The 21,424-nt window shown below is 57.9% G+C and carries 21 protein-coding genes and 3 tRNA genes; 11 read left to right on the forward strand and 13 right to left on the reverse strand.

Features of this window, described 5'->3' with window-relative positions; genetic code table 11:
• Positions 1-197: 197 nt before the first annotated feature.
• On the reverse strand, positions 198-869 hold the full coding sequence (gene phoU, locus DB51_RS03170; RefSeq protein WP_034251682.1) for a phosphate signaling complex protein PhoU: 672 nt from the start codon (positions 867-869) through the stop codon (positions 198-200).
• A gap of 180 nt (positions 870-1,049) precedes the next feature.
• On the opposite strand from phoU, the gene DB51_RS03175 reads away from it, so the two are divergent.
• Positions 1,050-2,228 (forward strand): sensor histidine kinase, encoded by a 1,179-nt coding sequence (locus DB51_RS03175; protein WP_238548289.1) that lies wholly within the window; start codon positions 1,050-1,052, stop codon positions 2,226-2,228.
• Between the two features lie 131 nt (positions 2,229-2,359).
• On the opposite strand, the gene DB51_RS03180 is transcribed toward DB51_RS03175, so the two are convergent.
• Positions 2,360-2,614, reverse strand: coding sequence for a DUF2530 domain-containing protein (locus tag DB51_RS03180; RefSeq protein ID WP_034251685.1), 255 nt, complete (start codon positions 2,612-2,614; stop codon positions 2,360-2,362).
• Between the two features lie 109 nt (positions 2,615-2,723).
• Here DB51_RS03180 and manA point away from each other — a divergent pair, with 109 nt between their 5' ends.
• The gene (gene manA, locus DB51_RS03185) at positions 2,724-4,175 is read left to right on the forward strand and encodes a mannose-6-phosphate isomerase, class I (RefSeq protein WP_034251688.1); all 1,452 of its coding nucleotides are present in this window, start codon (positions 2,724-2,726) and stop codon (positions 4,173-4,175) included.
• A gap of 126 nt (positions 4,176-4,301) precedes the next feature.
• Here the strand turns inward: manA and serC are convergent, their stop codons facing one another.
• Positions 4,302-5,444: a phosphoserine transaminase gene (serC, locus tag DB51_RS03190; RefSeq protein WP_034253557.1), complete on the reverse strand. Its 1,143-nt coding sequence runs from the start codon at positions 5,442-5,444 to the stop codon at positions 4,302-4,304.
• 450 nt (positions 5,445-5,894) lie between these two features.
• On the opposite strand from serC, the gene DB51_RS03195 reads away from it, so the two are divergent.
• The 3 genes from DB51_RS03195 (at position 5,895) to DB51_RS03205 (ending at position 9,129) form a co-directional block, all read left to right on the forward strand.
• A complete protein-coding gene (locus DB51_RS03195; RefSeq protein ID WP_238548291.1) occupies positions 5,895-6,773 on the forward strand; it encodes a CHAP domain-containing protein in 879 nt (292 codons plus the stop codon).
• A gap of 334 nt (positions 6,774-7,107) precedes the next feature.
• A complete protein-coding gene (locus DB51_RS03200) occupies positions 7,108-7,863 on the forward strand; it encodes a C40 family peptidase (RefSeq protein WP_034251695.1) in 756 nt (251 codons plus the stop codon).
• A gap of 195 nt (positions 7,864-8,058) precedes the next feature.
• On the forward strand, positions 8,059-9,129 hold the full coding sequence (locus tag DB51_RS03205; protein WP_034251698.1) for a universal stress protein: 1,071 nt from the start codon (positions 8,059-8,061) through the stop codon (positions 9,127-9,129).
• Positions 9,130-9,383: 254 nt separating this feature from the next.
• On the opposite strand, the gene DB51_RS03210 is transcribed toward DB51_RS03205, so the two are convergent.
• Complete coding sequence (locus DB51_RS03210; RefSeq protein WP_034251701.1) at positions 9,384-9,797, reverse strand: OsmC family protein; 414 nt, start codon at positions 9,795-9,797, stop codon at positions 9,384-9,386.
• A gap of 365 nt (positions 9,798-10,162) precedes the next feature.
• Between DB51_RS03210 and DB51_RS03215 the strand changes: the two genes are divergently transcribed.
• The 3 genes from DB51_RS03215 to DB51_RS03225 are packed head-to-tail and all read left to right on the forward strand — an operon-like array spanning position 10,163 to position 12,235.
• Positions 10,163-10,966: a thymidylate synthase gene (locus tag DB51_RS03215; RefSeq protein ID WP_238548351.1), complete on the forward strand. Its 804-nt coding sequence runs from the start codon at positions 10,163-10,165 to the stop codon at positions 10,964-10,966.
• Between the two features lie 53 nt (positions 10,967-11,019).
• Entirely contained in the window at positions 11,020-11,694 is a 675-nt protein-coding gene (locus tag DB51_RS03220; RefSeq protein ID WP_034251708.1) for a dihydrofolate reductase, read from the forward strand.
• Positions 11,695-11,722: 28 nt separating this feature from the next.
• Entirely contained in the window at positions 11,723-12,235 is a 513-nt protein-coding gene (locus tag DB51_RS03225) for a low molecular weight protein-tyrosine-phosphatase (RefSeq protein WP_034251711.1), read from the forward strand.
• Between the two features lie 409 nt (positions 12,236-12,644).
• Here the strand turns inward: DB51_RS03225 and DB51_RS03235 are convergent, their stop codons facing one another.
• The 7 genes from DB51_RS03235 to DB51_RS03265 all read right to left on the reverse strand — a co-directional run bounded on the left by DB51_RS03235 (position 12,645) and on the right by DB51_RS03265 (position 16,968).
• Complete coding sequence (locus tag DB51_RS03235) at positions 12,645-12,923, reverse strand: hypothetical protein (protein ID WP_034251718.1); 279 nt, start codon at positions 12,921-12,923, stop codon at positions 12,645-12,647.
• A 103-nt stretch (positions 12,924-13,026) separates the two neighbouring features.
• Positions 13,027-13,377 (reverse strand): hypothetical protein, encoded by a 351-nt coding sequence (locus tag DB51_RS03240; protein ID WP_034251721.1) that lies wholly within the window; start codon positions 13,375-13,377, stop codon positions 13,027-13,029.
• Between the two features lie 307 nt (positions 13,378-13,684).
• Positions 13,685-13,757, reverse strand: a tRNA-Phe gene (locus DB51_RS03245).
• A gap of 51 nt (positions 13,758-13,808) precedes the next feature.
• Positions 13,809-13,882 (reverse strand) — tRNA-Asp (locus DB51_RS03250).
• A 106-nt stretch (positions 13,883-13,988) separates the two neighbouring features.
• The gene (gene gnd, locus DB51_RS03255) at positions 13,989-14,864 is read right to left on the reverse strand and encodes a phosphogluconate dehydrogenase (NAD(+)-dependent, decarboxylating) (RefSeq protein ID WP_034251725.1); all 876 of its coding nucleotides are present in this window, start codon (positions 14,862-14,864) and stop codon (positions 13,989-13,991) included.
• A gap of 58 nt (positions 14,865-14,922) precedes the next feature.
• A complete protein-coding gene (locus DB51_RS03260) occupies positions 14,923-16,251 on the reverse strand; it encodes a GntP family permease (protein WP_034251728.1) in 1,329 nt (442 codons plus the stop codon).
• A gap of 162 nt (positions 16,252-16,413) precedes the next feature.
• On the reverse strand, positions 16,414-16,968 hold the full coding sequence (locus tag DB51_RS03265; RefSeq protein ID WP_034251732.1) for a gluconokinase: 555 nt from the start codon (positions 16,966-16,968) through the stop codon (positions 16,414-16,416).
• A 183-nt stretch (positions 16,969-17,151) separates the two neighbouring features.
• Between DB51_RS03265 and DB51_RS03270 the strand changes: the two genes are divergently transcribed.
• Entirely contained in the window at positions 17,152-17,868 is a 717-nt protein-coding gene (locus tag DB51_RS03270; protein WP_034251735.1) for a FadR/GntR family transcriptional regulator, read from the forward strand.
• A gap of 157 nt (positions 17,869-18,025) precedes the next feature.
• Here the strand turns inward: DB51_RS03270 and DB51_RS09715 are convergent, their stop codons facing one another.
• Complete coding sequence (locus tag DB51_RS09715; RefSeq protein ID WP_051867230.1) at positions 18,026-18,823, reverse strand: DUF4190 domain-containing protein; 798 nt, start codon at positions 18,821-18,823, stop codon at positions 18,026-18,028.
• Positions 18,824-18,970: 147 nt separating this feature from the next.
• The gene (gene galE / locus DB51_RS03285; RefSeq protein WP_034251741.1) at positions 18,971-19,981 is read right to left on the reverse strand and encodes a UDP-glucose 4-epimerase GalE; all 1,011 of its coding nucleotides are present in this window, start codon (positions 19,979-19,981) and stop codon (positions 18,971-18,973) included.
• A gap of 200 nt (positions 19,982-20,181) precedes the next feature.
• On the opposite strand from galE, the gene trmB reads away from it, so the two are divergent.
• Positions 20,182-21,033, forward strand: coding sequence for a tRNA (guanosine(46)-N7)-methyltransferase TrmB (trmB, locus tag DB51_RS03290; protein ID WP_051867231.1), 852 nt, complete (start codon positions 20,182-20,184; stop codon positions 21,031-21,033).
• A 110-nt stretch (positions 21,034-21,143) separates the two neighbouring features.
• Positions 21,144-21,215 (forward strand) — tRNA-Glu (locus DB51_RS03295).
• The last annotated feature ends 209 nt before the right edge of the window (positions 21,216-21,424 follow it).

Genomic DNA, 21,424 nt, shown 5'->3' on the forward strand with positions numbered 1-21,424 from the left:
TCCGGGGAACGCGGCATCTGTTGTTTGGCGTTCGTCATCCGCCGGGAAAACCGGTGTGTGGTCGTTTGTGTAGGGATTTACGAGTAGCTCGGACACAACAAGAACGAAAAATCGCCGTTTATCACCGGTTCAACCGGTGATAAACGGCGAAATCCCTACACAAAAGCTGGACGGGCCGGTGATGTTGCCCGAAAAACTCAGTCGGGGTCCTCTCCACCGGGTTCTTTGGTGGGGTCGAAGCCGGAAACGATGTATACCACGCGGCGAGCCGCAGATACTGCGTGGTCGCCAAGGCGTTCCATGAAGCGTGCGAGCAGAACCATATCAATCATCTGCTGCTTTGAACCGGTCCACTCGTCCGAAAGAGCCAGGTCGAAGGTCTGGTGGTGCAGATTGTCGAGCTTGTCGTCGTCCACGATGATCTGCTCGGCGGTTGTGGCATCTTTGTCGGCCAGCATGGAAACCAGACGGTCTGCCGTCATGTCCAGGAACTGCTGCATCTCGGTGAAGAGCTCACGGGTTTCAGGGGGAAGCGTGGGCTGCGGATAGGTACGACGCGCCGTTTCGGCGATATGCCGTGCCAAATCACCCATACGCTCAAAGGTCGCGGACAGTCGAAGCGTGGAGACTATCACTCGCAAATCCGTTGCGACGGGGCTTTGCTTGGCGAGCAGACGGATGCATTGGTCGATGACGCTGGATTCGAGGGCATCGATTTCGATATCGCCGTCGATAACCGTTTGGGCGGCTTCCACATCTGATTTGAGGAGTGCGTTGCCTGCGCCGTGGATGGCTTGGCTGACATCCTGTGCCATTCGGTCCAGGTCGTCTGCGACCTGTTTCAACTCCTCGTTGAAAATAACGCGCATATTCCGATACCCTCTCTTGTGACCGTTTACTCGTCCAGATTCAGTGTATCGGGAACGATGCCCAGAGGCATGTCAATACCGCAAAAATCACTGCGAGTTTGCTCACTGTTCACCAGTCATCGTGCGAAGTTCATTGCCTGCCGTGCCGCCTCGCAGGACGCATGGGTACAATATGCGGAGATGATGTCGGTATCGACGGCCAAAAGCGTTCGGAGGCAGACACCTATGAGTTCCTTGGGAACCAGACTTCGTCATGTATTCGCCAGGGGGGACCGAGACGAGGTTTCGGAGAGTCTGGACGACCTCGATGATTCCACGGCGGCGCTGCTCGCCATGTTGCCCACTGCGCCCATCGTGGTGGATGCCACGAACGAGGTGGTCCGGTCGAATCCGGAAGCGTACCGATTGGGCGTGGTTCGCAACGATGCCATCGTCGAGGCCAAAATACTCGAGGCGATAGAACAGGTGAGAGGCACCGGTGGCAAATGCCATCTGGATGTCACCACTGAAACGCCTCTTGAGTTCTTGCCTGCACGCGGCGATTCAGAACGACAGTCCTCCGAGCATAGCGAGGTGTCGCGTCCCAACTGGATACACGTCACGGTCGGGCGTATCAGTGATGCCTTCGTCGTGGTTCTGGTCAATGATGTCAGCGAGCGCATCCGATTCTCTCAAACGCGTGATGCCTTCATCACGAACGTCTCGGAGCAGCTCACCAAGCCGATACAGGCGTTGCAGCAGTTGGCATCGCGTCTGGAAAACGGTCAGGAGCCACAGGATGTCATCGCCGATGACGCTCGGTCGCTGCGCTTGTACTGCATGCATCTGGAGCACACCATCGCCGATCTGATGCTGTTGATCAAAGCGCAGGAACAGATCATTCCCAACGACACCAACAGGGTCAATCTTCTGCAATTGTCGACCGTCGTGGTCGACTCCTTCCTTCCTCTGGCCGCCCAGCGCGGAATAGAGCTGCGGGTCGCTGGAGACTCCGATATCAGTGTCAATGCCGATGCGGAACAGATATCCGCGGCCTTGAAGAAGCTGGTGGAGAATGCCATAGGGTATTCGTCCCGAGGAGGTCATGTGAATGTGGCCGTAGAGCCCGCGAACGACGGCATGCATGCGGTGGTCAGGGTCATCGATCAGGGATGCGGCATCGCCAAGGGGGAGCGGGATAGAATCTTCGAACGTTTCTACAGGGGTGAGAACCAGAACGACGAGACCGCAGACGGAGTTGGCCTCGGCCTGGCCATCGTGAAGCATGTCGCGTTGACCCATAACGGCTCGGTTACGGTGTGGAGCGCGCCGCGTCAGGGGAGCACCTTCAGCCTGATCCTGCCCAAGGCCAGCGCTTAAGCGGGTATTGTTCGCTTACCGGGTTCATACGGTAGGGGATAACTGCACTAAAAGGACAGCTTTTCGGAGAGAAAATGAGCGAAAAGCTGTCCTTTTAGTGCAGTTATCGGGCGGGGACCGCGGTGCGGATATTATTCGCCGAGTCTGCGGTATTCGCTTCGATTGAATCGTTCCCAGCCGAGCAGCAGCAGACCGATGACCACTCCGGCCGCACACACCAGAGCGGGTCCCAGCGTTTCTATGCCGGTCAGCCATAATATGACTGCGACAACCAAGGCCAGTGACCATAGCGCGGTGCCGATGACGAAGACCTTTCTCAAATCGACCTGTATCGGTTTGGGTGATGGTCTGCGTGCCTCTGGTTTGAAGATTGGTGCGAACCTCATACCAGCACCATAGCGCAGAGGGTAACCTTGATTCGAGTTTGGGATGCGGCTTGTTGTCGCATACCATACGGTAGAAGCTTTAACGCCAGTATTGCAGGAGGGGGACTGCGTGTATCGGATTCAGCCTGTGCAGAAACCCTATGCGTGGGGGTCGCTGGATCGTCTGCAGAGCATGTTCCATCTCGGTGACGAATGTGCTTCAAGGGAGCTTGCCGAGATGTGGTTCAGCGGGCATCGACAGTCTCCTTCAACGGTGCAGTTGCCTGACGGTTCGTTTCAGGAAGTGCCGACGCTGATTAGGAGGCATCCCGAGCAAATGCTGGGGGAGAATGCATCTCACCTTTTCGGTCCGGTGATGCCATATCTCTTCAAGGTGATTTCCGCCAGAATACCGCTGTCCCTGCAGGTGCATCCCTTGGATTTTCAGGCGCGTGCGGGTTTCAACCGGGAGAATGCGCTGAACATTGCCTTGGATGCTCCCGAACGCTCCTTCAAGGACACCTTGGCGAAGAACGAGATGGTTGTCGCCTTGGAACCGTTTACGGCGGCGGTCGGATTTGCGCCACCGAACGTGCAGCTCCGGCTCCTTGCATCGGTGCCGCATCCGGTCGCGCAGAGTATGGCGGCAATCCTCGCCGGAAACGCCGAAGCGCTGGTCGGATTGCCCGAGGCGGAACACCGGCGAGACGTGCTGGATGCGATGATGCCTCTGAGCGCCATCACGTGGCCTGAATCCAGGAAGCGTATCTTCCGTGCATTCGCTACCGCCATCACCGCGCCCTCCGAGTCCGGCGATGGACTGGAGGCTGCTTTGCGGGGGCTGAGCGAGGGGATGGACCCGCAGGCCTATCCCGCCATCGACAATGCCTTGCAGGCGGCGAGGGCTTTCCCCGGTGACCCCTCGGTGCTGTGCATGCTCATGACTGAACCTCCGGTGCGCCTTGATGAGGGGGAGTCGGTGTATATACCGGCAGGTACTCCGCACGCCTACATCCACGGCACCGCTGCAGAGATCATGAACAATTCCGACAATGTGCTCAGGGCGGGAATGACCGCAAAACACAAGGATATCGGCAATCTGCTCCATAGCCTGAATTGCCTGCCCGGGTCTCCGATAGACCCATCCAATACGCCTTTCGGCATATTGTCCACGCAGTATCTGGTGACGTACAGACCGCATGTCAATGAATTCATGCTGGCTTACGGGCATGTGGATGATTCCGCCTCTTCCTGGGCGATTGTGGGTCGTCTGGTGCGTCGCTACGGCGAGCTGCTGCAGCGGCTGCGCCCACAGACGTTGTTGCGGCAGCGTGTCCAGCTGCCCAGGAGTGGACCCAGGGTGCTGCTGTGTACCGAGGGTGCGATTCGCTGTTCAAGCGCCGAGGAATCTGTCGAGCTGACACAGGGAGAGGCGGTGTTCATCCCCTCCAGTGACGGACGGGTGGAGATTCGGGCGGCTGAGCATCATGACGATGGTCACGGTTCGGACGAGACGGGGGAGCCGAATGCCATGTCCGACGGCGGCAAGGGTTCGTATCTGCTGGCGTCCACGCCGCTGTGAATGGTCGCCGGATGCCGTGCTTGCTTCCCTCTTACGGACTCGTGCTCTTCTATTGACACGAGACGGTGGCGCCGGACCGGTCAATGGAGGCCGACCGGCGCCACCGTAACAGGCGTGTAGGTTCTCTCAGAGACGTTCGGCCACATAATCTATGCAGTCGGTGAGCTTTTCGACGTCACTGGGGTCGACAGACGGGAACACGCCTATGCGGAGCTGGTTACGACCCAGTTTGCGGTATCCGGAGGTGTCGACGATGCCATTGGCCCTCAGCGAGGCGATGATCTCGCTCGCGTTGAGCTCGTCGTCGACATCTATGGTGACCACACTGTTGGAGCGTGCCGCAGCGTCCTTCACGAAAGGCTGCGCGAAGGTCGAATGCTCGGCCCAACGGTACAGATGCTCGGCTGATGTGGCGCAGCGCTGCGCGGTCCACGTCAAACCGCCGTGTTGATTCATCCACTTCAGCTGCTCGTTCATCAGCGTCAGGGTTGATATCGACGGAGTGTTCAGCGTTTGTTCCTTGCGGGAGTTGGCCAGGGCCGTGCTGAGTGAGAGGAAGGCAGGAACCCAACGTTTCGAGCCTGCGTGCTTGGCTTCGGATTCCACTCGTGCCGCGCGTTCAATCGCCGCGGGTGACAGGATGGCGAACCACAGCCCACCCTCGGAGCCGAAGGCCTTCTGCAGGGAGAAGTAGTAGACATCGCATTGGCAGATGTCAATGGGCAGTGCGCCTGCAGCGCTGGTACCGTCGATGACGACGAGCGAACCCTGCTCGGCGCTGCCCGGCACCCGAATGATTGGCGCGGCGACACCGGTCGATGTTTCGTTATGCGCCCAGCAATATGTGTCCGCGTCGGGGCAGAAATCCGGAATGCGGTATGTGCCCGGGTCCGATTCGAATAGGTACGTGGTGTCGATGAAGGGGGCGTCGGCGGCTTCCTGGGCGAATTTCCGGCTGAATGAGCCGTATACGCCGAATGCGGGGTTCTTCTCTATAAGGCTTGCACAGGCAATATCCCAGAACGCGCTCGCGCCGCCGTTGCCCAGTACGACTTCATAGCCCTCGGGCAACGAGAACAGGGTGGATAGTCCGCTGCGTATCGAAGCGACAAGTTGGCGGACCGGCTGCTGACGATGGGACGTTCCGAGCAGTTTCTTCCACTCCTGTGCCAGAGCGTCCACCTGTTCATGACGAATCTTGCTGGGACCTGAACCGAATCTTCCGTCTGCGGGTAATAATTCCTCAGGTATTTCCACGCTATTGCTCATACGCAACACCATATCCACACCGATGGATTGCATACGCTGCCACAAACCTGCAGGAAGCATGTGAGTAGCCCGGAGGTCCGCATCGCGTATTTGGGCGCGCTGCCCGAAACCTTGCCAGACGCGTGAATATGACGGGTTGCGTGAAATTTAGACACGCCGAAAAATTTGCAGGCGCGTTGAAAATTGTCGGACGAGTATTCCTTGCTGGTCGGTACTTTGGAATTTCAGGCTTTTGAGCCTATGTCCATCCTCGGGAAAGGCCTGTTCTCGTCTGTTTCGGTCGTCCTGCATTGGACTTTGCCCAGCATTGCGTTGTAATCTGCTTTCTTGTGATGGTTGCGTGATGGATGTCACCGACAACCCCATAAACCTGTACAGGAGATTGTTTTTATGACGAATGCCGCGCACCGAACGAGGAGATCCTCACATGCGCACGCAAGGACTTCGGCTGTGTCATCATTGCGCGCCAACGGCACCAGAGCGGTCTCCAGACGAGCCACTCATGCGGTCGAGACGCTGAATGCCCTGGATAGTGCTTTGGCCGAAAAGCTCAATGAAGTTGCTCCTCCGTCGAGGAGAGCCATGAGGCTTGCCGCCAAGAAGCAAGCACAGAAAGCGCATTTCCTTGCCGGAACGGCCATGGCCGCACTGCTGGGCACGGCAGCCACGTCCATCGCCATAGCCTCTCCGAAATCGCAAAGGGCTTCGGCTTCAGGGGAAGTCACCAGTTCGGTTATCGCGACGGCTCAGAGCGTTTCGACATCGTCTGCCGCGTCCCGTTCGCAGACCAGAATCGCGCTTGATGAGCAGTCGACATCCGCTGCCAACGATGGTGTCGAGGGCACCTGGGCGCTGGGCGATACGACAGAAACCACCTCCGATGTGACCAGGGCCAAGGCCGACAACGATGTCGTATCCAAGCTCCTGGACGTGAACAAAGATGTGCTGCCTTCCGGCTTCAATCCGAACCATGCCACCGGAGACAATGGGAACGCCTACTCCTTCAGCCAATGCACCTGGTGGGTCTACGTGCGCAGACATCAGCTCGGTCTGCCTGTCGGCTCCCATTTCGGTGACGGGCACCAGTGGGCAAGCTCCGCGCAGGCCCTGGGATACTGGGTGGATGACACTCCGCGCAATGTGGGGGACATCATGGTGTTCCGTACGGGTCAGGAGGGTTCCTCCGCGGCCTATGGGCATGTGGCCATCGTCGAGAAAATCAATCCCGATGGTTCTGTGGTCACCTCGGAATGCGGGTCGTCATACAACGGACAGACCTTCACGAGGACCTTCACCAACGTTCATGACTTCCAGTACATTCACTACTGAGTGGTATCGAGTGCTGTCGAGCGGCACGGTCCGAACCGACTGAGCTCGACCCAGTTTCACCCGTCTGCTATGTATCGATGTCGGCATACGGCCTGCTTGCACTCTTCCGAGCGGCGGTCTGTTCAGAGGCACTCTCCATGACCGATTCGTTGCCCCTATGAGCTTGCGACAGTTGGTGAGAAGGGTTTTCGATAGCAGGGTTGGTGATGCTTGAGGTGCGAATATCCGGACAGGGTGTGTTGCGAAGTGATTCCAAGTGTCGGCGCTGAGGGTGCCGACCGATTTCCGGCCCGGACTCTGCATTGCAAGATTCGTATGCTATTGTGTGGGATTGATGAAGACCATACGAAAGCATATTGTTATTCTTGCGGCGGTTGCCGTCGCAGGCTCACTACTTTCCTTTACCGCGCCCATGGCAAATGCGGCCGATAAGGATGGCGTCACTTCTTCACGCTCGTTCCCGAAAATCAACAAGACCAAAAAAGACCTCCTTGCGGAGTCGAAGTCGGTTGATGTCGAGTCCGATTCCTCGTGGCTTTCCACGACTATGAGCGTTCCGAAGACCAAGTCAAGCGCCGAGCAGCAGGCCGAGGCGCAAGCCGCACAGGAGCAGGCCGCGCGTGAGCAGGCCGCTGCCGCCGCCGCGGCTCAGGCATCGGCCGCAAGCCGTAGCCAGACGCGTAGTGCGACGCCGAGTACGGCTGCCACGACGAACACCACCACGACGACCGTGAACGCCAGTTCCAGCGCCGTAGTGTCCTACGCGGGTCAGTTCGTTGGGGTGTCGCCATATGTGTACGGAGGCACGAGCCCCACAAGTGGTTGGGACTGTTCGGGCTTCACTCAATATGTCTTCGCTCATTTCGGTATTTCGCTGCCTCGCACATCTGGGGCTCAGGCATCGGTGGGCACTGCGGTCGGCAGTCTTGCCGATGCGCAGCCCGGTGATTTGATTGCGAACAGCATGCATGTGGGCATCTATGCAGGCAACGGCATGGTCGTCAATGCATTGAAGCCAAGCGTCGGCACCGCGTATACGCCTGTACAGTACGCATTCTCCGGAGGCTATTCCATCCGTCGCGTAATGTGACGTTCCGTAACACTTCTCGAAACTGTGCATATTGGCACGCAAGGGCTGGAATTTCCGGTATCTTACGTGCAGATATGCACAGTTTTCGCGTTTTGGGGTATTGCCGAAGGCGCACCTGCCGGATTGTCCGCGCTATTCTAATAAGTGGGTGAACGACGCTCTGTTGCGTTGTTCAAAGACCATAGGGAGGTCGTCATGGTGAATGATAAGGCCATACTCGTCGGGGTTGATGGGTCGGATGCGAGTTACAAAGCGACCTGGTGGGCGGCGAATTATGCCAAGCACGCAGGCCTGACGTTGCAGATCGTATGCGCGTACTCCTTGCCGAGCTATGCTGCGGTGTCCTTCGACGCCACATACACGGCCCTTGGCGACGATAAGGCCGCGCACAACGATGCACAGGAAATACTCTCGAAGGCGAAGGCCATCGCCGATGAACAGGGCGTCGAGGCGACGACGCTGATTGTCACGGGCGACCCCGCCTCGGTGTTCGTCGAATTGTCTCGCAATTACAACCTCATCGTCATCGGCAACCGCGGCAAGGGCGGTCTTGCCGAACGCTTGCTCGGGACGACGAGTTCCAGTCTTCCGGCTTACGCATACTGCCCGATTATCGTGGTTCCATACACCGACGATGATGGCAAGCTGATGCATCTCAACAACACGATAACCAAGGTGGCTGTGGGCTCCGATGAGACCCGCTGGGGTATCAAGGCCTTGGAGATAGCCGCATCCTTCGCCAACAGCTGGGGAGCGGAATTGGATGTGACGCTTGCTGTGCCGAGCATCGATGGCCTGACCGGTTCCGATTCCGATGAGGAGCACGGCATCATGGAGTCCTATATGGAGGATTTGGATGTGCGCATCAAGCCTTTGCAGGCAGCGTACCCAGATTTGCGTATCTTCAAGTCCATTGTTCCGGGTTCTGCCGTGCAGGCGCTGACGAAGGCGAGTCACGAGCACGATGTCGTCGTCGTTGGTTCCCGTGGCAGGGGAGGGTTCACGGGATTGCTGCTCGGGTCGACCAGCCAGGGTCTGCTGCAGCATGCGGTCAGCCCGGTATATGTGGTTCCCAGAAAGTATGTGGAGGCTTCAGAGTCGGGCAAGACGCCCAATTCTCCTGCCGATGTGCCGATTATGTCGCTTGAGGAAATCAGCGGAGTCCAGCAGGTCGATATTCCCAGTGCGGACGCTCAGCTGGCACGCGATATCGACGCTATCATCGACCCCTTGCGTCAGGACGACGGGGAAAAGAAGCCGGAATAGCTGCATATCCCGATGATTTGGCTCTGCGCGGCACCGGGAACGACGTTTGTGTAGGGATCGCCAAGTAGTTGCCGTTCCGGTTCGCGTACGAAAGACCGCGGTTTCGCGCTTCAGCGATTGACGGAGGGGAATGAATACTCCCTGTCTTGAAAAAAATCCCTACACAAACGTAAAAAAAGACCGTGGGCGGCGACATTGAGTGAGAACTTCAATGTCGCCGCCCACGGTCTCTGGCGATATCTGAACGCTCTGAATCAGTGGCGGACGGTGACCTGCATGCGCACAGGGGTCTCGCGCTCATAGGTGTGCTTGACCGTGCAGGCTTTGTCGATATGCCTGGTGACGCGTTCCTTGAGCTTTTCCGCATCCTCGTCGCTCAGACCGGCTTCGCTGGCATCCACCGTGACCTGTTCGGTGAACGCCAGATACGCGTCGTCGTCGGCATCGTAGTTGCCGTCGATGACGACATGGGCGCCTGCCCCTTTGCCGAGGGCGTTTTCCACGGCGAAATTGCTTGACAATGCCGCGCAGGCACCGAGAGCGACCTTCATCAGATCTCCGGGAGTGAACACCCCTTTGCCTTTACCGAACTTGAGATGGGCGCCATCCTCGGAAAATGCATCCCAGGAACCGTCCTTGTTGCGTTCGACCCATAGCCTCTTGCCCATGACTCCTCCAAACTCGTGTGAAGCACCGCGTGACCCACATTGATGGATGTGTTCTCACACCCTGACACTCCCAATCTAGTGTCCAACATCGTCAAAGGGGGAATTCTTCTCATAGCGCTGTTCAACAAGGATGCATGCCTACACGGCTCAGCAATGCACGGTGCCGGACCTGTCGGTCCTCCGGAAGGTGATGTTTTGCTGTGTGAAATGCCATGTCCTTCCAGCCACGGATTATTCCTGAGCTGCAGGCTGAGAGTCGACCATGCGGCACCCCTTGGGTTAGATTAGACAGCATGGCTTTAACAGAACACGAGTTGGCTGATATTCGTTCCAGAATTCCTGCACGTCCCGAAACCGACATTCCGATGCCGTACGAGGACCTGGTACGCAAGATTCTTCTTGAGGGGACATTGAAGTCCGACAGGACCGGCACCGGGACAATCTCACTGTTCGGTCAGCAGATACGTTTCGACCTGCAGGATTCATTCCCTCTGCTCACCACCAAAACGGTGTTTTTCAAAGGATTGGCTTACGAACTGCTGTGGTTCCTGAAAGGTTCGAGCAATATTCGTTGGCTTCAGGAGCACAACGTCCACATCTGGGATGAATGGGCGGATACTGAGACGGGCGAGTTGGGTCCGGTGTACGGGGTCCAGTGGAGAAGCTGGCCGGCGCCCACGGCCGATGACCCGAACAGGACCATCGACCAGATATCCAAGGTGCTGGAGCTGGTCAAGCATCATCCTGATTCTCGTCGAATGATCGTGAGCGCCTGGAATCCGGCCGAGGTGGAGAATATGGCCTTGCCGCCATGCCATGCGCTGTTCCAGTTCTACGTGGCCGACGGAAAACTCAGCTGCCAGCTGTATCAACGCTCATGCGACATGTTCCTCGGAGTGCCCTTCAACATCGCCTCGTATTCGCTGCTGACCTTGATGGTCGCCCAGCAGGCAGGCCTTGAGCCAGGCGAGTTCGTGTGGACCGGAGGTGACTGCCACGTGTATGACAATCACATCACTCAGGTGCTCGAACAGCTGTCCCGAGAGCCGTACCCGTACCCGACCATCAGCCTGAACAAGGCGGATTCCCTATTCGATTACCAGTATGAGGATTTCAAGGTTTCCGGATACCGGCATCACCCCACCATCAAGGCTCCCGTGGCGGTCTGAGGGCATCATTACAATACTTTCTCGACACTGTTTAATAAGGAGCAATTGTTTAGATGGAGCATGACAGTAGCAGTCGTAGCGGCTATCACGAACCCAAGCCCGGTAGGACCGGGCATGCCGATGACGAAGAAGACTGGGATAATTCGGAAAACACTCCGGGCAAGCCCTATTCGGTGAATCTCATTTGGGCTCAGGCCCGGGACACCCATGGTCGTGATGGAGCGATTGGTTTCGAAGGTTCCATGCCTTGGCATCTGTCCGAGGATTTGCGTCGCTTCAAGGAACTGACCATATCGCACCCCGTGATCATGGGCAGGAAGACCTGGGAATCGCTGCAGGAGCGTTATAGGCCCTTGAGCAACCGCGACAATATCGTCGTGTCGCGCCAGCCGGACTACCGTGCGGCGGGAGCCACGGTCGTCGGCGATTTCGAAGCCGCCATGGATCTGGCCCGGCAGGAGTCCATTCCCGATGACGGGATGGATCGTACCGAGATATGGGTCATCGGAGGGGCGCAGCTTTTCGACGACGTGATTTCGCAGGCCGACAAAGCCTATGTCACGCAAATAGATGCACAGGTTGCAGCGGATACCTACGCTCCCGACATTCAGGACCTTGTGGACTCGGGACGCTGGTTTATCGTCGATTCCGGTGCCTGGCAGACGCCGCGCAAGGCGGATGGCGTCGTGCGGCGTTTCCGTTTCGTGAATTATCAGAAGGCCAACTGACGGCATATTCGTGTGAGAAATGAGTGTTATGACATCCGAACCCTATGTGGTGATGACCGTATGCACCGGCAATATCTGCAGATCGCCCATGGCCCAGATTGTCTTGGCTGAATACTTCAGGAAACAGGGCCTAGGCGCGGATCGCGTACTTGTGGATTCCAGCGGTGTCAGCGACGAGGAGTACGGCAATCCGATTGATCGGCGCGCTCAGAAGGTGCTGTTGGAGAGAGGATACGCTCTTCCCGAGCATCATTTCGCCCATCGCATCACTTGCGAGGAAGCGCTTGAATCCGACCTGCTGTTGCCGATGACGGCCGCACACATGCATTCCCTGCTGAGGATACTGCCGGCGGAAAAGCGTCAGGCGGTGCATATGTATCGCAGCTTCGATCCCCAGGTCGCCAAGGTAGGAGGCTCTCAGGAGAGCGCGATGGATTTGGCCGACCCGTGGTATGGCGGCCCCGAGGAATTCGAGGTGGCGATAGACCAGATAGAGGAGGCCGCCCCGTATATCGTGGACTGGGTGAGCGAACAGCTCTGAATCCCTCTGCGACCCAGGTCTGCTCTGCCTTGTAACCAGGCCGGCGGTTGGCCGGAATTGGCGAATCATGGTCATCCCGTGCCATTTCGGACACCCCCTTTTCCTGTAGAATAGCGGTATACAGCCAAAGGGGGTGGATCACGATGAAGTGTAATCCGTTCTATGTAGCCAATGGTCCTCGTTCGAAGTTCTACCACGACGATGATGAATGTCCGTTTGGCAAACGCATCCCCGTCGAAGATCGTATTGAAGGCAAGGATTCGCGTTTCCACTGCTGGGTCTGTGAGAGTCTGCAGGTGTCCGAATGCGAGGGTTCCAGAATGGACCCCCCTGTCCTGTAGCCTTCCCTTCTGAATGCTCCGTCATACATGGTCACGGCGGGCATGATTCGGGAGATACCGTGCGGTGCTCACTGAAGATGGCGCTCGGCATCTTCGCGCATCTGTGCAAGCATCGCACGGTATTCTTCACGCTGCTCTGCTCGAATTGAAGTGCTGTCGCGCTCCGCATGATTCAGCAATACGCCCAACTTGGCCTTGAAGCCCCTCGCCTCCCGGAATTCCTTGAAATCCGCATTCTCAGAGCCTTTCACCGCTTCGAAGTGCTCTCGGTCGATGTCGTGCTGCAGTTTGGCGTCTTCCCGCATATTGTCGAAACTGCGTGCGAGGAAGGATTTGTCTGTAGTCATGATGAGTGTTCTTTCTCTTGTCTCTGGATTTTCTGGTACCGCTCATATGCCGGAGGTGTCGTCGGTTGGGTGGGGGATTAAGTTCGCATTCCGGTGCCCCTGATTATTCTTCGCTGCCGAATTGCCGTGAACGGTCCTTCGCGCTGAGGCGTGAGCTCCGAATCGCGGTAATCGACTGGTGAAGCGGAAGAGCGAGCAGGATGGCGGACAAGCCGATGATGAGCAGTATGCGACCATCGTTCGAAGCTGCTTGCTCGAAGATGGCTGTGCTGCCTGCAGTGATGTTGAGCATGCCGATGAGCCCGCAGAGCGATGCCAGCACCAATCCGGGAAGACGGATGTTCCTTCGCCGCGCCCGATTTCTGTGAGCCTCCTGCTGCTGTTCCAGCAGATGCCGTTTCCACATGGTGTTGACTTCCTGCTGGTCTTCGCTGGTCATGGGCAGGTCCTTCATCCGTGCTCCTCCTCCGACATTTGAGCCGACACGGGCGGAATCCATTGTTCCGGCGTGCTGGCTTCACCGTATGAGGCAAATGTGTGATGTTTGTTGAAGAAGTATTTGAGAATCGTTAAGCCGCATGTGTACCGTGCGGAATCCGCTTGTTGATACATGCTCATCGCTTCGTCGCTGGGATGGTGGCGTGCGCTGCGCGATGCAGGGTTTCACTGAGTGCAGTGCGATATGGGGGTGATGCGGGGGAGAGGACCGTAAACGACGAAAGCTCTCACACCAAGTTTCCAAGGTGTGAGAGCTTTTCCAGTGGCTCCGAGCGGCATCGATCCGCTGACCTAGCGATTTTCAGTCGCTCGCTCTACCAACTGAGCTACAGAGCCATTGAATAGTTGAAAAAACCCGGCGAACCGGGTTTTCTGTTACCACTCAAGCGACCCCGGCCGGACTTGAACCGGTGACCTCCGCCGTGACAGGGCGGCGCTCTAACCAACTGAGCTACGGGGCCGTGGCCACAAAAAGCAGCCAAGTGGATATCTTACAAGAAACTGCGCAACATGCAAATTCGAGCCCCATACGGGTGCTTTCGGCGTGTCGCCAGCTTGGAGTTTCGGCTATTTTGCAGTGATATGGCCACCGAACTGACCTCGCAGCGCCGAGACCACTTTCAGCGCGTCGTCGCTGCCGCCACGCGATGTCTGCCGGGCGAAGAGGGCGGCTGTCGTCGCGGGTACCGGCACCCCGAGTTCCAGGGCGACCTCGACCATCCAGCGTGCCTCGCCGGACTCGTTGGCCACGGGAGGCATCGAGGCGAGATCCGGGTCCTTCTTCAGCGCCAGGGCCAGAAGGTCGAGGAGCCAGGACTTGATGACTGTTCCCGAAGTCCAGGAATCGATGACGGCTGTCGGATTCTTGATCAACTCGCTGTGAGTCATGGTGGCGTAGCCTTCGCCAAGAGCCTGCATCATGCCGTATTCGATGCCGTTATGGACCATCTTGGCGAAATGCCCGGCTCCGACGGGACCGGCAAGCACGAGTCCGGCCTGGCCTTCGGGTTTCAGCGCCTCGAAAATCGGCAGGGCTCGGTTGAAATCTTCAGCGTCGCCTCCAATCATCAGCGCATAACCGTTTTGAGGGCCCCATACGCCGCCGGAGACGCCCGCCTCCAGGAAATGTATGCCGTGCCCGGCGAGCTGCGCTTGGTGAGGTGCGTCGTCGGTGTATTTGGTGTTGCCACCGTCGATTACCAGATCCCCGGCAGAGAGCAGCTCGCCCAGGGCGCTGACGGTGGAATCCGTCGGTACTCCTGCGGGCAGCATCACCCATATGGTCCGTGGAGCTTCGAGCGCAGCCACCAGCTTCTCCAGGGAGTCCACATCCCGTCCGGAGTCCGGTGCGCGGTCGTATCCGACGATGGTATGTCCGGCCTCGCGGATTCGTGAAGCCATGTTGCCGCCCATACGGCCCAGTCCGATCATGCCCAGTTGCATGTTGCCTTCTTTCTTGTTGTTGACATCCGTGTTGATGATGTTTGCCTGTTCTTTCGCGCTACACCACAAGCGACAGCAGGAGCGTGAACGCCAGCCCCACGACGGAGAGCACGGTCTCCATCAGTGTCCAGGTCTTGAAGGTCTGTCCGACGCTCATGCCGAAGTATTCCTTGACCAGCCAGAAGCCCGCGTCGTTGAGATGCGAGAATATGACCGAACCCGCTCCGATGGCGAGCACCAGCAGGCAGAGGTGCGTGGGGCTGAGCCCGGATGCCAGGGGCACCATGATGCCTGCGGCGGTCACTGTTGCCACCGTCGCCGAGCCTGTAGCCACTCGGATGAGCACCGCCACAAGCCACCCGGCGATGAGTGGGTTGATTGCCGACCCTGCGATGCCCTGCGCGATGACGTCGCCAATGCCGGAATCCACGAGAGTTTGCTTGAAGCCGCCGCCCGCACCGACGATGAGCAGGATGCCTGAGACGGAGCCGATTGAGGTGCCGACGATGGAGTTGAGTTTGTCGCGTCCAACTCCGTGCATCGTGCCCAGAACGACCATGGCGACAAGGGTGGTGATCAGCAGCGCTTCCAGCGGCTGACCGACGAACACGAAGAATCTGCCGACGGGATTGCCGGTCTGCCCGGTCAGGTCGATGATGCTTCCGGCGAGCATCAGCACCACCGGCAGCAGAATCACGCTGAGAGCGGCGCCGAAGGATGGCTTGCTGCTCTGCGATTCGGCTGTTTCCTTGACCTTGGTGTCGTCAGGAGCCATGATCGGCACCCATCTCACCATGACCTTAGCCAGCAACGGTCCCGAGATGATGACGGTCGGTATGGCGACCAGAAGCCCAAGTCCCAGCGTCAGCCCCAGATTCGCGTGCAGGGCGCTGATGGCGGCCAGAGGGCCGGGATGGGGAGGAAGGAAGGCGTGAAGGGTGGAGAGACCGGCCAATGCCGGTATGCCCAGCAGAATCACCGGTTTGTTCGCTCGATGAGCGGCGAAGATGACCACCGGTATGAGGATGACCACGCCCACTTCGAAGAACAGAGGGATTCCCACGGCGAAGGCGATGAGTGCCATGGCCCAGGGGAGCAGGTGCGAAGGTGTTTTGCTGAGAATGGTATCGACGATGACGTCAGCTCCGCCTGAAACCGTCAGCAGCGTGCCGATGATACCGCCTAGGGCTATGAGGATGCCGACGCTGGACACGGTAGAGCCGAGGCCGTCCGTGAAACTGGTGAATGATTTGTCGTAGCTGATTCCGGCGCTTACGGCCATGACGAAGGACCCGAGCATCAGCGCCAGGAAAGGATGCAGCTTGACGACGGATATCAGCAGAACGATGACGATGATGCCGATGAGTGCGGCAATGATGAGGTTCATGGAATCACTCCTTTGTGTTCGATGAGTTGTGGAAAGAGCGGGGTTTCGAGGTAATCCCGGGGAGAAGACGGTGCAGGGGGTCTGAACTGAGCAACGGGGCGGCATTGCGATGTCCTGTTCCCCGTTTCCCGGTATGACAGAGACGGACCGGCTCGGTGCGGGTCAACGTATCAGGGATTCTTCGCTTGCGGCGTGCTCGCGTACGGCCCGAATCGCACGGTCGATCATCTCCTGTTGCGTGCCGGCGACGGATACTTCGATACCCGGTTCATCTGATTGCAGGGGCTCGAGGATGGCGAATTGGCTTGGCAGCAACGCCGGAGGCATGAAGTGCCCTTTACGCCGAGTCAGCCGATCCTGGATGAGCTCCTGTGACCCGACAAGATGCACGAAGAACACTGGTACATCCTTGCGAAGGATGTCCCGGTATGAGCGTTTGAGCGCCGAGCTGGAAACGACGGTTGACTCTCCGAGGGATTGACGTCCGAGCATCCAGCGGTTGATGACTTCGAGCCAGGGGCGTCTGTCCTCGTCGGTGAGCGGGATGCCATGAGACATCTTCTCGATGTTGGCTTTCGGATGGAAATCGTCGCCCTCGGCCATGGTGAACCCCAATTGATCTCTGATTGCTTCCGCGACGGTTGATTTTCCGCATCCTGCGACGCCCATGACTACGACGTGAACCGGGAGTTTGCTGTCATTGCTCTGACTGGTCATCGTTATATCTACCTACCTTCTGCTTCGTTGCAGTTGCTGATGACGACGGGAGCTGCGGGACACCGAGTATCCGTCGTCGGATTATGGCTCAAATTGTAATCACATACAGAGTACTAATCAAGTTAAAAAGAGTACTTAATGAGCAACATCACATTATGAATACTCATTGGTACTCTCATAACTATGTCGAATTATGGAGAGAGCGATTCAGAAGCGGTGCTGATGCATACGCCGGTCGCGCAGGAGCTGGCCATAGACATCATCGAAGGGCGCTGGGAGATTGGGCGCCCAGTAACCTTGGAAGAAATTCAGCGCAGATTCTCCATTTCGAGGACCGTTGCCAGGGAAGTGGCTCGGCAGCTGCAATCCGTAGGGGCCGTAGAGGTCAGAAAACGTCTGGGCATCGTTTCGCGGCCGGTCTCCGAGTGGTCGGCGCTCAATACGCAGGTGGTGAATTGGAAACTCCATTCCAACCAACGACGCAGCCAGCTCATATCGCTCACCGAGTTGCGCCTGGCGGTCGAACCGGCAGCGGCTGCAGGCGCTGCGGCGCATGCGCCCATGGACGTCAAGGCCAAGGTTGCGGTTCTGGCGGTCGAAATGAGGAAAACCGGCGAGCAGGGGATGCTTGAACAATTCCACGAATACGATATCGAATTCCACTCGCTGCTGCTCAAATACAGCGGCAATGAGCTTTTCGCAGCGCTCGCGGACGTGGTGTCCACGATTCTTCGCGGCAGGGTCGAGATAGGCATGTATCCACAGCAGCCCGAGCCCGAAGCGTTGGACGCGCACCAGGAGGTTGCCGACGGCGTGCTGAAAGGCGACCCGGCGATGGCGAGAGAGGGCATGCGCCGCATCGTTGACGAGGTCGACGAAGCCGTGTCGCAAAACATCTGAGCTGTAAACGGCTGGGGCTTTTGCCGGAGCACGGAGCATTGGAGCGGAACGTCTAAAGACGTTGCACTCCGTTTGGTGAGGGGGGGTACCTGTGACTTTAGAAGAGTGACAGTCTAGACGTATGCAAACCGAGCAGAGTACAAGGTGTGTCTGCGAGCTATCTGCCCAGAGTTGCGCTGTCTGCGCTTATAGCTGCTGTCGTCACGACTGTTGCGCTGGTTGCGTCATGATTCTGGAAATATGAGCGCAGCGCACTGTCGATGGCGTCGGAATCGTCGTCGCAGCCGTATCCGCTGTATGAGCTGCAGGACGGGTCGCTGTATGATTCGTAGTCCGTAAGCTCCTGATTGACGGCGTAAATCAGCAATCCGGCGAACAGCGCCACCACTGCAGTGTAGATGCCACTGATGATGACGCCTGCGATGGCAAGTCCGTTTCCCCGTTCCCGGGTTTTGCGAATCTGGAAGATGGCGATGATGGAGATAACCAGTCCGGCGGGGAAGCACAGGAAGCTCAGGACGAATCCTACAATCGCCATGGTGTTCCACGGGGCATATGGTTGAACCATCGTTCCTTGAGGTGTCACATAGGAACCCTGTGATACGTAACCTGGCTGTGAGTACCCCGTTTGTGTATAACCGGCCTGCGCATAGCCTGGTTGTGTGTAGCCGGCCTGTGTGTAATCGGGCTGCGCATACGATTGCGGGGTATCGGTCGGCGACGTCCCGGCCTGCTGTGCCCAGGGCTGTTGAGGTCCAGGAATGTAAGGATTCCGATTATCCGAGTATGGCTGCCTCGGTGTCTGTCCACTCTGCTGTTGGTATTGCTGCGGCGGCACCTGACCTCGGTCTCGCTGTTGCTGTCCGGCTTGCCAGGGATTCTGTTGAGGGGCGGAATTGCCCTGAGGGTTCTGCCCTTGAGCGTCGTCTTGCGGGGTGCCAAAGTTATCGGTCATAGTGCAAAGTGTAGCCGTTTTCGAAACGGTGTTGGCTGGGAGAATAGCGTTACGCGCGCTGCCTGTACGAAAACGGTGGAAACAGCGGAAAGAGCCACCGTATTTCGCGCAGGCAGTGCGCGTATTCGAGTGTAGGGGACGAAGGGCTCAGTCGGTCTGCTTCCAGTTCTCGACGTCGATATGGTGTTCGGGGTTTGCTTGCCATGCTTCCCAGGCAGAGCGCACAATGTCCTCGACTCCGTACTTGGCGTGCCATTCCATGGCTTCGTTGATGCGCTTCGGTGAGCCGATGAGATGCGGAGGGTCTCCTGCGCGGCGGGCCTTGATGGCTTCGGTGAAGGGGAGTCCGGTGACCTTCTTCACTTCATCCACAATCTGGCGGACCGAGGTGCCTTCCCCGGTGCCGACGTTGAACGCGTCGTATTCCCGCTCGTCCTTGTCCAGGTAGTGCAGTGCGGCAATATGGGCATCGGCCAGGTCGGATACGTGGATGTAGTCACGTACGCAGGTGCCGTCCGGGGTGGGGTAGTTGTCACCGAAGATTGCAGGCGCCTTGCCTTGTTTCAAGCGGTCGAAGAGCATGGGGATGAGGTTGAGTATTGCGGGGTCCTCGAGTTCTACGGGACCGCACCCGGCGACGTTGAAATACCGCAGCGCGCAGAAGCGAACGCCGAAGGGCTGTTCGCAGGCCCGTGCCATCCACTCGCCGAAGAGCTTCGTCTGGCCGTACGGGTTGATTGGGACCATCGGGACGACGTCCTCGGGTACCACATCGACAGGGGGGACGCCGTAAGTGGCCGCCGAGCTGGAGAACACCAGTTTCTTGACGCCTGCATCGGCCATGCCTTGCAGCACGTTGAGCATGCCGTTGATGTTCTGCTGGTAGTACCACAGAGGCTTTGCCACGGACTCGCCGACCTGTTTGCGCGCGGCGAAGTGGATGACCGCATCCACGTGGTGTTCGGTGAGGATTTGGGCGATGAGCTTGTCGGACCCGGGCGCCGCGATATCCGCACCATACAGACGTGAGCCTTCGATGCGGGTAGACTTGCCGTAGCTGAGGTCGTCTATGACGACTACTTCCTCACCTGCCTCGTGCAGGGCGTGGACGACGTGAGCGCCGATGTAGCCGCAACCTCCGGTGACGAGAACTGTCATATCTGGCCTTCCTTCGTGAGCGAAGGCGAACAAGAAAACACAATGTCTGTTCGCTTATGCTCAAATATGTTATCTTTTTTGCACTTTAAGTGTATCACACGAACATGATTGAACATCATGACAGTGAGGATACTCTGTATTAGGTTATTGGACCGCGAAGATTCAGCAATCGCGGCTTCACCGCCGCACAAGGAGCGAACATGATTGAAGGTGTCCAGCCGGAATCCCCTGCGAGGGCAGCAGGCCCCGAGTCCGAAAGCGGAGCGTATCGTCCGGTGCTGTCGTTCGTCAGGCGGTCGGGCCGTTTGGACAAACGCCTGCAAAAAGCCTGGGACCGATATTCGTCAGAGTATCTGATTGAGCTGAACGACAGTGACACATCGCTCGGCGTCCGTGAGGGAATGCGCTTCGGCAGGAATTCAATCAAGCGATATTGGGGCAATACTCATCCACTGGTCGTCGAAGTGGGGACCGGTCAGGGCGAGAACATCGCCGCAGCCGCTGCGGCACACCCGGAACTGAATTTTCTCGCGCTGGAGGTCTACGACCCCGGAATCGCCCACACCATGCTGCTGGCGGGAAAGCAAGGCCTGACGAATCTGCGCATCGCCCAGGTCAACGCTCCGGAATTGTTCGCCTGCATGGACAGTGGCAGCATCGCCGAGGTCTGGACCTTCTTCCCTGACCCCTGGCCCAAGATGAAGCACCATAAACGTCGCATCATCCAGGATTCCTTCGCGCGGGCGGTGAGCGAAGCGTTGGTCAAAGACGGGCTCTGGCGTATCGCCACCGACATCGAGGACTACGCCCTGCATGTCCATGAAGTGCTCGACACGATGGACTGCCTGAGCAATGTGGGGGATGTGACGGTATCGCTTCCGACTGAGCACGTCGGCAAGGGCAATGCCGGAGAGGCCGCGAATCTGCCGCATCAGGATTTCATAGAGTCCTCGCGATTCGAGGGGCGAGTGCTGACCAATTTCGAGAACAAGGGCATCGCCGCCGGGAGGGTGATACATGATTTCACCTATCGTGCGGTGAATGACAACTGAAATTCCGTTATGCGCCCCGGCACAGGGTTCGCGGTTCGGCGGGCAGCGATTCCACAACGCGACTCACCGGTTTGCCCAAGTCGCGCCTATCGCGTATTATGAACTCGTTTGCCCCCGTCGTCTAACGGTTAGGACATCAGACTTTCACTCTGACAACGAGAGTTCGACTCTCTCCGGGGGTACTTCTACTGGAACAGGGTTTCCAGAATTCACTAATTGCCTACAAGACGGCTCATGTCGCTACATTGTCGCTAGCCGACCGTCTCGGCATCACCGGCGTGGTCTGCTCAACTGCGCCTGCCCGAACCCAATGCTTACAGCGGGCACACCTATGCCTGGCTACCCGAAACCCTCGACGCATGTGACGGTGAACTATGAGACCATTGCGGAA

The sequence above is a fragment of the Bifidobacterium crudilactis genome (assembly GCF_000738005.1).
Taxonomy (GTDB): Bacteria; Actinomycetota; Actinomycetes; order Actinomycetales; family Bifidobacteriaceae; genus Bombiscardovia; species Bombiscardovia crudilactis.

Bases quoted from the DNA above. Each gene is read 5' to 3' on its own strand.
- DB51_RS03220 (WP_034251708.1), top strand. From the start codon at position 11,020: ATGGAGCATGACAGTAGCAGTCGTAGCGGCTATCACGAACCCAAGCCC.
- DB51_RS03225 (WP_034251711.1), top strand. From the start codon at position 11,723: ATGACATCCGAACCCTATGTGGTGATGACCGTATGCACCGGCAATATC.
- DB51_RS03260 (WP_034251728.1), bottom strand. From the start codon at position 16,251: ATGAACCTCATCATTGCCGCACTCATCGGCATCATCGTCATCGTTCTG.
- DB51_RS09715 (WP_051867230.1), bottom strand. From the start codon at position 18,823: ATGACCGATAACTTTGGCACCCCGCAAGACGACGCTCAAGGGCAGAAC.
- DB51_RS03265 (WP_034251732.1), bottom strand. From the start codon at position 16,968: ATGACCAGTCAGAGCAATGACAGCAAACTCCCGGTTCACGTCGTAGTC.
- DB51_RS03205 (WP_034251698.1), top strand. From the start codon at position 8,059: ATGGTGAATGATAAGGCCATACTCGTCGGGGTTGATGGGTCGGATGCG.
- DB51_RS03215 (WP_238548351.1), top strand. From the start codon at position 10,163: ATGCCGTACGAGGACCTGGTACGCAAGATTCTTCTTGAGGGGACATTG.
- serC (WP_034253557.1), bottom strand. From the start codon at position 5,444: ATGAGCAATAGCGTGGAAATACCTGAGGAATTATTACCCGCAGACGGA.
- DB51_RS03210 (WP_034251701.1), bottom strand. From the start codon at position 9,797: ATGGGCAAGAGGCTATGGGTCGAACGCAACAAGGACGGTTCCTGGGAT.
- DB51_RS03240 (WP_034251721.1), bottom strand. From the start codon at position 13,377: ATGAAGGACCTGCCCATGACCAGCGAAGACCAGCAGGAAGTCAACACC.
- DB51_RS03270 (WP_034251735.1), top strand. From the start codon at position 17,152: ATGTCGAATTATGGAGAGAGCGATTCAGAAGCGGTGCTGATGCATACG.
- DB51_RS03180 (WP_034251685.1), bottom strand. From the start codon at position 2,614: ATGAGGTTCGCACCAATCTTCAAACCAGAGGCACGCAGACCATCACCC.
- trmB (WP_051867231.1), top strand. From the start codon at position 20,182: ATGATTGAAGGTGTCCAGCCGGAATCCCCTGCGAGGGCAGCAGGCCCC.
- galE (WP_034251741.1), bottom strand. From the start codon at position 19,981: ATGACAGTTCTCGTCACCGGAGGTTGCGGCTACATCGGCGCTCACGTC.
- DB51_RS03175 (WP_238548289.1), top strand. From the start codon at position 1,050: ATGATGTCGGTATCGACGGCCAAAAGCGTTCGGAGGCAGACACCTATG.
- DB51_RS03200 (WP_034251695.1), top strand. From the start codon at position 7,108: ATGAAGACCATACGAAAGCATATTGTTATTCTTGCGGCGGTTGCCGTC.
- phoU (WP_034251682.1), bottom strand. From the start codon at position 869: ATGCGCGTTATTTTCAACGAGGAGTTGAAACAGGTCGCAGACGACCTG.
- gnd (WP_034251725.1), bottom strand. From the start codon at position 14,864: ATGCAACTGGGCATGATCGGACTGGGCCGTATGGGCGGCAACATGGCT.
- DB51_RS03235 (WP_034251718.1), bottom strand. From the start codon at position 12,923: ATGACTACAGACAAATCCTTCCTCGCACGCAGTTTCGACAATATGCGG.